A 12,487-nucleotide genomic window follows, 5' to 3' on the forward strand; every position below is an offset into this window, starting at 1 on the left:
GTATTTTGAAAAACATTACTTTAGCATGACAATCAACGTTTAAACAATAGAAAATGAAATATCTATCTTTCGTGTGCATCGCAGCCGTAATCGTGTTTAGCTGTTCTCCTAAAACAACCCCGACTTCTACAGCAGGTACTACAACTACTACTTCAACCACCACTACTACGGCTCCTGTTGTCGTAGAAGAAACGAAAACGGTTACAACTGTAACCACCACCACTATTGCTGACCCTAAAAACAGTACTGAAGCGTTGGCGGGTGCAAAAACCTATGAAGCCAAATGCGGCCGTTGTCATGGGTTGAAAAAAGTAGATGATTTTACCGCACAGGAATGGGTGCCGATCATGAACAGCATGGCGCCTAAAGCAAGGCTGGATTCTACCGAAAAAGCACATGTGCTGCTGTATGTGCAGTCGAATGCAAAAAAAGGATAATGCAGATCTATGATGTGAGATCTATGATCTATGATATGAGTTCTCAAATTGAAAGCTATTATTTATCTGAGATATCGTTCATTTTGAAAGTAATAGATCATACATCTTAAATTATAGATTTGGGACGGTTTTTGCTGGATTTGTTGCTGAATTAAATTTTTTACCCCCGGTTAAACGTTTCGTTAACGGAAGGGTCTTAGCCCGGCACATTCCTAATTTAATAGTATGGCAGCAACTACCAGGTTAAAAAATCAACATCTTCTTTGGCGTGCAGCTTTTGGCCCGATGGCCGAAAATGCTGCACAGCTGGAAACCTTCTCTACAAAAAAACTCTGGGAACTTTTACTCAAGACTTCCGCAAAATCTCCGGAAAAGCTGGAAGTCGCCCAAAACCTTGTCGACGGATTGTACAATGGCGTAAAAAGCCTGGGTGATCTGTCGAATGCCGCCAAAATGCAGGACCAGGAGAATAAGGCCCAAATGGCAAAAAGGCGCCGCGAAACTTCCCGCGATGAGATCAGGAACCTCAACATTCTCTGGCTCGGCGAAATGATCAACAGCGAAGCACAGCTGAGGGAAAAAATGAGCCTTTTCTGGCATGGGCACTTTGCCTGCCGCGTCGTTAACAGTTTTTTTCAACAGGAATTATTACATACGATCCGCACCAATGCCATCGGCAATTTTGGTGATCTGTTGAAGGAAGTGAGCAAATCGCCTTCTATGCTGCAGTTTCTCAACAACCAGCAAAACAAGAAGGGAAAACCCAACGAGAATTTTGCCCGTGAGGTGATGGAATTATTTACCATGGGCCGCGGCAATTATACCGAAAAAGATATCAAAGAAGCAGCGCGTGCCTTTACCGGCTGGGGTTTCAATGCACAAGGCGAATTCGTATTCAGGCAACAGCAGCATGATACGGGCACAAAAACTTTCCTCGGCGAAACGGGAAATTTCAATGGTGATGATATCCTGGATATCTTATTGCAAAAACAACAAACAGCCGACTACATCACCCGAAAGATCTACATCTATTTTGTGAATGAAAATGTGGATGAAGCCAGGGTACAGTCGTTGAGTAAACGTTTTTATGCGAATAAATACGATATCAAAAAACTGCTGGAAGACATCTACACCAGTGATTGGTTTTATGATGAAAAGAATATCGGCTCGAAGATAAAATCGCCGGTAGAGCTCATTGCCGGCATCAGGCGTTTCCTGCCGCTCGAAATGGATAATGATGCAGCGCAATTACTCTTTCAAAAAGTACTCGGACAAATTTTATTTTATCCGCCCAATGTGGCGGGATGGCCCGGCGGCAGAAGCTGGATCGATAGCAGCACGCTGATGGTAAGGCTACAGATGCCGCAGGTATTTGCTGCAAAAGAAAGCATCGTACTGAGCCCGAAAACAGATGATGATGTGAGTATGGGGCAAATGATGGAAGAGAATGTGCGCATCAAGCGCAATAAGATGTACGCTGATAAAGGGGGCTCTGCAGAAATTGACTGGAGCCTGGTAACAAAAATTTTTGAAAAGACCCCAAGAGAAGATCTGGCGCAAAAAATTTCAGATACCTTATTGCAGACAAACAGCAGATTGAACAGTGCCCTGCTCACAAAATACCTGAACGCGGAAAGCAGGGAGAATTATATAAAAAGTGCAGTCATTAACCTGATGAGCACACCGGAATATCAAATGGCATAAAATCTATGATCTATGATGTGCGATCTATGATCTGTTCTTTCGGTTTGAACAATGTTGGAAACCTGATAAGACTTCATATGGAAAGAGATCATAGATCGTACATCATAGATCATAGATAGATCATACATCATCCATCATACATTGTTTTATGGTTATCAAACGCAGAGAATTTTTACAGATCGGTTCCTTGGCCAGTGCATCGCTGATGATGCCGAAATTTTTGAAGGCTTTTGAACAGCGCCACCTTGTTCCGCAGGGAAATAAAGTAGTAGTGGTGATACAATTCAGCGGGGGAAACGACGGATTGAATACGGTGATTCCCGTAACGAATGATATTTACTATAAAAGCCGTCCAAAGATCGGTATTGCCAAAGACAAAGCACTTAGCCTTACCGGCGATGTGGGCCTCAATCCGGCGCTTGAAGCCTTCAAGGGATTGTATGATGATGGCAGCCTTTCTATCCTCAACAGTGTTGGTTATCCCAATCCCGATCGTTCGCATTTCCGCAGCATGGATATCTGGCAGAGTGCCAGCGACAGCGATAAATATGTAAATACCGGCTGGCTTGGCCGCTACCTCGATGCACAATGTAAAGGCTGCGACAAACCCACCCAGGCTTTGGAAATAGATGATATGCTGAGCCTGGCGCTGAAAGGTGATATACAAAAAGGGCTCGCTTTCAAAGATCCGCGGAGGTTGTACAGCAGCAGCAACGAGAAGTTTTATAAAGACATCAATTCAGCGCATCAGCAAAGTGAAGAGACCGTGGATTATCTCTACAAAACCATGAGTGCCACGTTGAGCAGCGCCGATTATATTTTTCAGCAAAGCAAACTGCATCCCACTTCGCAATCCTATCCCAATACCGAAATGGGAAAAAATCTGAAGACAATCGCTTCGCTGATCATGTCGGATATCAACACCAAAGTGTATTATGTTTCGCTGGGAAGTTTTGATACGCATGTAAACCAGGAAGCGCAGCAAAAGAGGTTGTTTACAGAACTGAACGGAGCAGTAAAAGCTTTTACGGATGATCTGAAAAAGAACAATCGGTTTGATGATGTGCTTTTGATGACCTTCTCCGAATTTGGCAGAAGGGTAGGGCAGAACTTCAGCAACGGTACCGATCATGGTACTGCCAACAATATGTTTTTTATCAGCGGCGGATTAAAAGAAAAAGGGATCCTCAACGAGTTGCCGGATCTCTCTAACCTCAACGATGGAGATCTGAAGCATACGGTCGATTTTAAAAATGTGTACGCAACTGTTTTGAATAAATGGTTGGGCAGCGATGACAGGATGATCCTGGGGAAGCAGTATGAGCATTTGAAATTCATTTAGTGAATAGTGAATAGTGAATAGTCAAACCTTCGGAGTTTTTATATAATTTGAAACAGTTGCTATTAGAAGTACAAAGTAAAAAGCAGTTCAATGGAACTGCTTTTTACTTTTCTGATATCTTAAACTAGTAATAATTATGTAACCTTCAAAGATTTGACTATTGACTATTTCCTATTGCCTAATTCAGGCCTTTCTCCCTCATCACCTTATTCAGCCATTTCAACAGGATAAATAAAAATATCGCTGCGCCGAATAACAACGAAAAATTCAGCCAGAAATAGCTGGCTTTATCATCGTATTGATCCCACTTGCTGGCGAGGATGCCGCTGAGTTTATTGCCAATGGATGTAGAGAGGAACCAGCCGCCCATCATCAACGATGTGATGCGTACGGGACTTAGTTTGGAAACCAGCGACAATCCCATGGGGCTTAAAAATAATTCCCCGATGGTGATCACTCCATAACTGGCGATCAGGAACCACACGCTTACTTTTTCCGCACCATTGTTGCCTGCCTTTACCGCCGCTATCATAACGAGTACGGATAACGCTGAAACCAATAACCCCAGGGCGATCTTTGTAGGAGTGGATGGCTCTTTGCCTTTCCGGCGGAGCCAGGTAAAAAATGCTACCACCAGTGGCGTCAACGCGATCACCCAAAACGGATTGATCGACTGGCTGAGACTGGGTACCCAGGTCTTCACACTGCCCCCATCGGCAGGTGTTTCTTCAGGCTTTATATTTTTAAAATACATCGGGTAACCAAATTCCTTCACTTCTTTTCCATCCACTTTTATCTTCCTGAACTGCGCATCCGTTTTGGTGATGGAATCCATTTTATAATTTACCGTTTCGGTTTGCTTCAGCGAGGTCAGTATTTTTTCGGGTGTACCATCCACATGGCGCTCTGTATAACGGCTGGCCCATGTATTGAGCGCCGAGCCGTTTTGCTTGAAGATGGCCCAGAATAAGATCACCACGGCGAATATCGCCAACATGGCGCCCATCGCGGGACGTTCGTCTTTATTACTTTTTATCAGCAACACTACATAGAATACCAATACGGGAATGCAGGCAAAAATGAACGCGTCTGTTGAATTGGAATCGAAAATATAAGCATCGCCTTTGATGAACCACCCGATCACTCCGAACACGATGCAGGGAAGTATCACTGTTGCCATGATCTTCCAGAGCGGCATATCCCCTGGTTGCAGAGGCTTGCGGGTATCATATTCTTTATAATGTTTTGTGCCGATGATGAACGTGATCACGCCAATGAACATACCTACACCGGCAGCTATGAACGCGGCGCCCCAGCCAATAGTGGTATAGAGAGCTGCACCAAAAAAATTGCAGATGAACGCACCGATGTTGATGCCCATGTAAAAGATATTATATCCTTCATCCTTCTGCGATTTATGTTGCGGTGTGGAATATACATTGCCAAGCAGTGTAGAAATATTCGGCTTGAAAAAACCATTGCCGATAATTACGAGTGCCATGGAAAAATACAACATCGAAATGCTGTGGATGCTCATCAGGCAGTAACCAACACCCATCATTAAACCGCCAAGGATAATGGAGCGGCGATATCCTAAAGATCGATCCGCAATTAACCCACCGAGAAAAGGGGTAAAAAATACGAGTGCGATGAAAGTGCCATAGAGACTGGCAGAATCCTTTTCATCCATATTGAAACCATGTGCGGCATCTTTGAGATAAAAAGTAAAAATGCCGATCATCAGGTAGTAACCGAACCTTTCCCACATTTCGCTGAAGAATAGAAAGGGGAGTGCTTTAGGATGTTTTTTCCACATAGAACTTAGTTAATGGATAATGTAATAATGGACAATGAATAATCAGCTTCATTCGAAATGCAAATGCAATCATTAAATGAACGCCCAATATAAGGCATTATCCATTATCAATTGTTCCATTACCCCTTCAACTTATTTATCAGGAACTACGGCAATCTTACTGCCGTTCGGCATATTGATACCGGCGATGTTGGCAGCGGTTTTAATCATGCCGTTTGCCTTCGGCGACTTTGAACACGTGTAACACCTGAGGAAACAACGCATCCATTGTTTCTATCACTCCTTTTACAGAGCCGGGCATGGTGATCACAAGTGTGTTTTTGATAAACCCTGCAACGCCGCGGCTCAGCATGGCATAAGGCATGCGTTGTTGTCCGTAGTTTCGGGCTGTTTCGCTGATGCCGGGTATTTCACGGTCTATGAGTGGCCTGATAGCTTCGGGAGTTACATCGGTAGGGGAAAGTCCGGTGCCGCCGGTGATCAGCAGCAGGTCATGATCTGCACTGCAGAATTTCAACGTTGTCTGCTGTATCAGCGCTGCATTGTCGGGAATGATCTCGTAAGTCTCTGTCGGCAGGTTCATCTTCCCGAGTTTTTCAATGATCATTTTGCCTGAGCGGTCTTCGTTTTTGCCGGCGGCAATACTGTCTGAACAAACGATCACGCCGATCTTTAATCCGGCAGGGATATTTTTCAGGCGGTCACTTTTTCCCCCGGTTTTACTTTCAAGTTTTATGCTGCCGATGATGATGTTTTTGTCTAACGGTTTGAGCATATCGTACATGGTAAGTGCTGTGATAGCCGCGCCATGCATAGCTTCTACCTCTACGCCTGTTTTGTAAATGGTATGCACTTCCACAGATATGGTGATATCGAGCCCGCTGATACTATGCCTGATGGCCGCGAACTCTACCGGAAGCGGATGGCAATCGGGGATCACATCACTGGTTTTTTTTATTGCCAGCAAACCAGCGGCACGCGAAAATTCAAACACATCGCCTTTGGGCACCAGCCTGTTCTGGATCAGTGCAATGGTGTCGGCAGATGACACGGTTACAGTTGCTGTAGCAATAGCTTCACGGAGTGAATTCGATTTGTGGGTAATGTTTACCATATTTAAGATAGAGATTTAAATTTTATTTGAGGCATCCTGTTGTTCCTGACTCCTGCTGTCATCCTGAGCCTGTCGAAGGATTTAAAGACCGTGATGTACCCTTCGATAAGCTCAGGGTGACAACCACTATTAACTATTCACTTTCCATTGATGGCTATCATCTTCAAAGATCTCTTTTCCCCAGATCGGTAAAGAAGATTTGATGAGTTCTACCGTTTCTTCACAGGCATCTATCGCGGCTTTGCGGTGGGCAGACGATGTGAAAACAAACAGGCAAATTTCACCCGCCTTCACTTTGCCCAGGCTGTGATGCACATGCATGCAGGTAAGCGGGTATTTTGCAAAAATGGCTTCACGGATCCCGGTCATTTGTGTCAGCGCCATTTCTTCATTACTGCTGTATTCGATGCCGGTTACGGTTTTGTCATTTATCACATCAGCTCTTACCTGTCCGAGGAAAATACTGTGTGCGCCAATTGAATTTTTAGTATTGTGTTTTTGAATGCTGGATGCTACGAAAGCCGGGTCAACAGCACCGTTCACAAAAATGTTCCTGATCTTTTTTTCAGTCATGCTGGTTGATTAATAAACGGGCCCCGTGATATCGGTTACGCCATTTTGTAAACTGAATATTTTTTTCTTGCTGCCAAATTTTTCTGTGAGCAATGCCGCTGCCTGGAGGCTTCTTTTTCCCGATTGGCAAAAGAGTATGATCGTCTCTTTTTCAAACAGGTCAAAATTTTGATGCAAAACAGAAAGCGGGATTTGTATCAACGGCAATTGTGCCACCACAGGTGTTTCATGAAGTTCCCGCACATCTACCAATAATGTTTGCGGATCTTCGAGTAACTCGAATAGCCGTTCTCTTCCGATATTGAATACCGAAGGTGGATTGCACGCGGCAACATAATCTTTGTGTAAAAATGCCTGCTCATCCGGAGGTAAGTTAGCGGCCCCTTGAGTACTATGCGGAATATTGATGATCGATTGCTGATAGTTCAACAGGTTGAGCAATAAAATTTTATTGATCAGCGGCTCGCCAATGCCTGTGATAAGCTTGATGGTTTCAGTGGCCATCATGGTGCCGACCACTCCCGGCAAAACCCCCAGCACACCTGCTTCGGCACAATTCATCACTTCGTTGTCGGAAGGCGGAACGGGAAAAAGATCGCGATAGTTGGATGGCCGGATATTTTCCTCCTGGTTATGATTGAATACGGCTACTTGTCCTTCAAACCGGTTGATAGCGCCGAAGACCAGCGTTTTTTTCAGCAGCGCACAGGCATCATTGATAAGGTATCGCGTGGCGAAATTATCCGTGCAATCCAACACCAGGTCATACAGCGGAAATAATTTCAATGCCTGTGCATTGGTGAGGCGTGTGTTGTAAGTATGGATAGTGGTGGCAGGATTGAGCGCTTCAATTTTTTTTGAAGCGATGGTTGCTTTGGATAAACCGATCTCTTCGCTGCTGTATAATAATTGCCGGTGCAGATTATTCAATGATATGATGTCATCGTCCATGATGCCGAGCATGCCAACACCGGCTCCTGCCAGGTATTGCAGTGCGGGGCAACCAAGCCCACCGGCTCCTACTACGAGTACTTTGGCAGAAAACAATTTTTTCTGCCCTGCTTCGCCTAATTGCGGTAATGCGATCTGGCGCTCATATCGTTCGTGCAAATTATCCATAATTATCCCCCGGAAAATGGCGGCATTAGTGCGATGATAGTATTGTCTTTGAGGCGGGTATTGTTTTGAACCAAAGAATTATCGACGGCGATGCTGAATTTCGCCTGGCTTAATCCCGGGAATTTTTCCAGTAGATCTTTAATCATGCTGTCTGTGTCGGCAATGCCTTCCAGTTCAAGCACGGGAGTCTGGGTGATGTCTGTAAGCTGCCCGTAAAAATGAACGGTCGTTTTCATGTCTTCAAGTTTTATGGCACCCTGTTTACTATTTTTTTTCAAATCAAATACCAACCTTCTGCCAGTGGTTTCATCAGCCGCGGATAAGATCACCATTCCATCATTGCCGTCCTGCAGGGCTTTTTCATCTGAACAGATATCTCATTCCGTTTGGACTAAGTGAATAACAATTTGATGGCAGCCAGCAACAGCACACATCCGAGGATATTTTTCAGCACCGACTGGTTGAATTTCAATGCGCCGTAATAAGCGCCCAGGCAGCCGGCTATAACGGCCACTCCTACAAAGCTATACATCTGTGTGCTGAAACTTACACCTTTGATGAGTTGCCCGGCCAACCCCGACAACGAATTTACAAAAATAAACAAGGCGCTGATGGCCGCTGTCTGTTTTTGATCGGTCCATTTCAGTAAAAGCAAAATCGGGGATAATAATATTCCTCCGCCAAAACCAATAAGGCCGGAAAGAAAACCGATGGTGCCCCCAATCAGCAGCGAGAGATAAAGATTGGAAGGCTTGAATTCTGTAACAGTAATATTGGGGAAAAATAAAAAACGGATGACCGGAACAAGTAATAATACACCCAGTATTTTTTTGTACAGCAACGGATCGATGTTGTGTATGCTGCCGCCGAGAAATGCCATCGGTACAGAAGCGACAGCCAGGGGTAAAAATATTTTCCACAAAAAATGTTTACCCCTGTAAAACTGGTAAAAAGAAATGCCGGAAACAAAAAGATTTAACAGCAGGGCGGTGGGTTTCATCACTTCTGCGTTGAAGCTGAACAACGCCATCAATGCCAGGTAGCCGCTTGCACCGCCATGCCCTACAGAGGCATAAAGAAAGGCGACGATGAAGAGTAACAGGTAAAAATGATAAATATAATCCATGCGGGATACTTAAGATTAGTATGCTTTTTTTGTAACAAATTTTTGTTGTTCGGCTCTCAATGTTGCATTCTTATCAAGCGCATGAATGTTTTCTTTTTCCATTAAACGATACCAGCTTACTGCGGGGATTTTTTTATTGCTATGAATTTCGAGTCGAATGAAAATATCCGGCGGCGGCTCCCTGTGATTATTGATATATTGGCTCAGCACGGTTGGTTTTATGTTTATTTCAAGAGCAAACTCCTGCCTTTTTTTATTCAGACTACTTATATAATCTTTCAAAAAATATCCGAAGGTCTTGGTTTTGTCGAAATGTGAATCTTTGATATACTCCTCCATTCTGAAGCGTATCTGGAGTAACCTTGTCCGTAATATTTCTTTATCACTTTTTGATGCCCTGCGTTTGGCCAGGATCTTTTTTAGTTCAGCATCTGTGTTTTTTTTATCTTCAGGACTTAGTTCTGCAGGGAATACAAAATTACTTGCAAGTTCTTTCGCCCTCAATTTACTGGTTGTTTTTTTATTTTTTTTAGTACTCATGATTGATATCTTTTTAAAAGCTTTTGCAACCCTTCGCCTTCCATGAACAAACTTTTTCCTGCCTGTTCAAATCCGTATTCATCCATGTAATACTGTCCTGATTCCGTTTTTGGAATAAGCGAAATAGCTGCATTTTCACCATAATATTTTATTGCAAGGATTGAGGCAAAAGCAAATAAATTACCGCCTGTCCGATCAAAACTTTATTATGCCCAACATTTTCTTGCGATACAGCCATTAGTCGTATATGTATTCTGTATTCGGAATCTATAATTTCTAATGACATAATACCTTTAATATCTTCCTGGCCGGCAATACATACTTTATATAGATTGAATGCTTTTTCCTGCTTCCAGTCAAACGAGTATCTTTTCTTAGTGAGTTTACCTTGATCCTAGCTGGTAATCAACTCAATCAAAACAGGATGTCTTTTTTGGTTGGAAACTTCAAGAAGGTACATATGTAAATATACAAAAAAAAGTTTACGGATTATGTAAACTTCTATCACTTCTTTATTTAAATATTAATCAGTTTCGATGATAGAATTAAATAAGATATACATTAGTTAATTCTCCTTTATTCAATCCCGTAGAATCGCCCTCAATCTCCACCAGGCAATTCGCTTTTGCAAACGAACGCATGCGAAAACTTTCCTGGGCAGATAAAACTTCAACGGTATCTCCATTGTAATAACCTTTTAAAAAATGGGTAAACCCCGCGGGTTTGCTGATATCTGAAGAAACCGGTGCAGCTAATTTTACCGGTGCAGTTTTTATATTTTTCATTTGCTGCAAAGCCAATAAAACATATTGATAAAAACAGGTGAGCACAGAAGATGGGTTTCCGGGTAAACCAAAAACTATATTGTTGTTTGTCTTGCCAAAATATAAAGGCTTGCCAGGCTTCTGCCTGATCTTATGAAATATTTTTTCTACTCCGCATTCTTTTGCAGCCTTGGTCACAAAATCATAATCGCCTACACTTACCCCGCCGGTCAGCAGGATGATGTCGCTTTGTGTAAGTGCTTTTTTCAATACGAATGTCAACTCAGCCAGGTTATCTTTTGCGTGCAAAACATCCACTGATGTTATTCCTGCGGCAACCAGTGCGGCTTTCAGCGAAAATGAATTCGCTTCGTATACTTGTCCGTAACCCAGTGGCTGGCCGGGTTGCAACAGTTCATTTCCGGTGATGATGATCGTTGCGGAAGCGGTAGGATAAATTTTTACTGCTGTAATCCCGATACCTGCCAGAAAGCCTAGGGCGGCGGGAGTGAGCAGGCTTTCTTTTTCCAGCGCAAGTTCCCCGGTTTTTATTTCGGCACCACGGGCACGTACACTTGCACCGATGGTGATCCCGGTTTCCTGTAAGATGAGTGTGTGATCTTCTACGGTTGTTTTTTCCTGCATCACCACCGTGTCGGCTCCGGGTGGCACAGGTGCGCCGGTAAATATACGGACGGCCTGGTGCGGTTCTATTGCAAGCGGTGTGTTTTCTCCTGCTGCCATCTCGCCGGTTATTTCAAGTCTTTTATGGAGTAAGTAACCGGCATGGTTAAACGCATATCCGTCATGCGATGATTGCGGATAGTTCGGGATATCCGTTTTGCTGAAAATATCTTCGGCTAATATTCTCCCGCATGCTTCCTGCAATTGTAAAACAACAGGCGTGCCGGGTTGGCAATGTTGCTGTATGAGTTGTTTTGCTTCAGTTACCGTGATCATGAAAAATAGTTTATCCGCCAATGGTGATCATACTCCTGTTCTTAATTTCATTGGCATGAAGATGTTCAAAATCGGTATTCATTTGTCCGCCGAGTGCGGCATATTTCGCGTTGATGCTTTCCAGTATCAAAGCGCCAATATCCTTGCCCGCCCTGAATGCGGTCAGCAGATCTGTTTCTTCTTTGGAGAAAAGGCAGTTCTTCATTTTGCCATCGGCTGTCAGTCGTATGCGGTTGCACCCGCTACAAAACGGGGCAGACATGGTGCTGATCACCGCAAATGTTCCGGCATGGCCGGGTACGGTAAATGCTTTGGCTGTGTCGTGTTCGTCATTTGTTAATGCTTCTGTCGGGTATCGCTTGTTGATGACACTCAGCATTTCCTGCAGGGTGAAAACTTTATTGCTCGTCCATTTATTGCCGCTGAAAGGCATGAATTCTATGAAACGGATATGAACAGGTGTGTCTTTGGTCCATGCTACAAAATCGTTGATCTCCGCGTCATTGAGGCCTTTCATTACCACAACATTCACTTTTACATGAAACCCTTTTTGAATGGCAAGGTCAATGTTGTTTTTAACCAGGGTAAACTGATCGCGTCTTGTCATGAACAGGAATCTTTCCGGTTGTAATGTATCAAGACTGATGTTGATGGAGCGTATACCCGCTTCCGTTAGTTGTGAAAAAAAATCATGCAGCCTTGTCGCGTTAGTGGTGAGTGTTAACTGAACAGGAAGTGTGGAAAGTTTTTGGATGATCTCGCCGGCATCCTTTCTTACCAGCGGTTCGCCGCCCGTGAGCCTGATCTTATTTACACCCAGTATTGAAAATTTTTGCGCAATGGAAAATATTTCATCCGGTTGCATGAGCCTTGAGGCGGGAGTGAATTCATAGGCTTCATCGGGCATGCAATAAAAGCAGCGGAGGTTGCAATTATCCGTGAGGGAAATGCGCAGATAATTATGTACCCGTTGAAATTTATCTATGATCATC

General features: G+C 43.7%; 12 protein-coding genes. 3 read left to right on the forward strand and 9 right to left on the reverse strand.

What is annotated here, in order from left to right:
• The first annotated feature begins 53 nt into the window (after positions 1 to 53).
• The 3 genes from EGI32_RS05815 (at position 54) to EGI32_RS05825 (ending at position 3,483) form a co-directional block, all read left to right on the forward strand.
• Positions 54 to 437 carry a hypothetical protein gene (locus EGI32_RS05815; RefSeq protein ID WP_255154437.1) on the forward strand — a complete coding sequence of 128 codons (384 nt, stop codon included), beginning with the start codon at positions 54 to 56 and terminating at the stop codon, positions 435 to 437.
• A gap of 225 nt (positions 438 to 662) precedes the next feature.
• Positions 663 to 2,141 carry a DUF1800 family protein gene (locus EGI32_RS05820; RefSeq protein ID WP_255154438.1) on the forward strand — a complete coding sequence of 493 codons (1,479 nt, stop codon included), beginning with the start codon at positions 663 to 665 and terminating at the stop codon, positions 2,139 to 2,141.
• A gap of 148 nt (positions 2,142 to 2,289) precedes the next feature.
• On the forward strand, positions 2,290 to 3,483 hold the full coding sequence (locus EGI32_RS05825; protein WP_255154439.1) for a DUF1501 domain-containing protein: 1,194 nt from the start codon (positions 2,290 to 2,292) through the stop codon (positions 3,481 to 3,483).
• A gap of 178 nt (positions 3,484 to 3,661) precedes the next feature.
• On the opposite strand, the gene EGI32_RS05830 is transcribed toward EGI32_RS05825, so the two are convergent.
• The 9 genes from EGI32_RS05830 to moaA form a co-directional block, all read right to left on the reverse strand.
• A complete protein-coding gene (locus EGI32_RS05830; protein ID WP_255154440.1) occupies positions 3,662 to 5,299 on the reverse strand; it encodes a peptide MFS transporter in 1,638 nt (545 codons plus the stop codon).
• A 202-nt stretch (positions 5,300 to 5,501) separates the two neighbouring features.
• Positions 5,502 to 6,413, reverse strand: a complete 912-nt coding sequence (gene moaCB / locus EGI32_RS05835; RefSeq protein ID WP_255154441.1) for a bifunctional molybdenum cofactor biosynthesis protein MoaC/MoaB — start codon at positions 6,411 to 6,413, stop codon at positions 5,502 to 5,504.
• Positions 6,414 to 6,542: 129 nt separating this feature from the next.
• Positions 6,543 to 6,986, reverse strand: a complete 444-nt coding sequence (locus tag EGI32_RS05840) for a molybdenum cofactor biosynthesis protein MoaE (RefSeq protein ID WP_255154442.1) — start codon at positions 6,984 to 6,986, stop codon at positions 6,543 to 6,545.
• Between the two features lie 9 nt (positions 6,987 to 6,995).
• Positions 6,996 to 8,105 carry a HesA/MoeB/ThiF family protein gene (gene moeB / locus EGI32_RS05845; RefSeq protein ID WP_255154443.1) on the reverse strand — a complete coding sequence of 370 codons (1,110 nt, stop codon included), beginning with the start codon at positions 8,103 to 8,105 and terminating at the stop codon, positions 6,996 to 6,998.
• A gap of 2 nt (positions 8,106 to 8,107) precedes the next feature.
• Positions 8,108 to 8,341 (reverse strand): MoaD/ThiS family protein, encoded by a 234-nt coding sequence (locus EGI32_RS05850; RefSeq protein WP_255154444.1) that lies wholly within the window; start codon positions 8,339 to 8,341, stop codon positions 8,108 to 8,110.
• Positions 8,342 to 8,496: 155 nt separating this feature from the next.
• Positions 8,497 to 9,231, reverse strand: a complete 735-nt coding sequence (locus tag EGI32_RS05855) for a sulfite exporter TauE/SafE family protein (protein ID WP_255154445.1) — start codon at positions 9,229 to 9,231, stop codon at positions 8,497 to 8,499.
• 15 nt (positions 9,232 to 9,246) lie between these two features.
• Positions 9,247 to 9,771, reverse strand: coding sequence for a helix-turn-helix transcriptional regulator (locus EGI32_RS05860; RefSeq protein ID WP_255154446.1), 525 nt, complete (start codon positions 9,769 to 9,771; stop codon positions 9,247 to 9,249).
• Between the two features lie 545 nt (positions 9,772 to 10,316).
• Positions 10,317 to 11,495 carry a gephyrin-like molybdotransferase Glp gene (glp, locus tag EGI32_RS05865; protein WP_255154447.1) on the reverse strand — a complete coding sequence of 393 codons (1,179 nt, stop codon included), beginning with the start codon at positions 11,493 to 11,495 and terminating at the stop codon, positions 10,317 to 10,319.
• A 10-nt stretch (positions 11,496 to 11,505) separates the two neighbouring features.
• Positions 11,506 to 12,486 (reverse strand): GTP 3',8-cyclase MoaA, encoded by a 981-nt coding sequence (gene moaA, locus EGI32_RS05870; protein WP_255154448.1) that lies wholly within the window; start codon positions 12,484 to 12,486, stop codon positions 11,506 to 11,508.
• Position 12,487 lies beyond the last annotated feature (1 nt).

It is taken from the genome of Ferruginibacter sp. HRS2-29 (assembly GCF_024343615.1).
Lineage (GTDB): Bacteria > Bacteroidota > Bacteroidia > Chitinophagales > Chitinophagaceae > Ferruginibacter.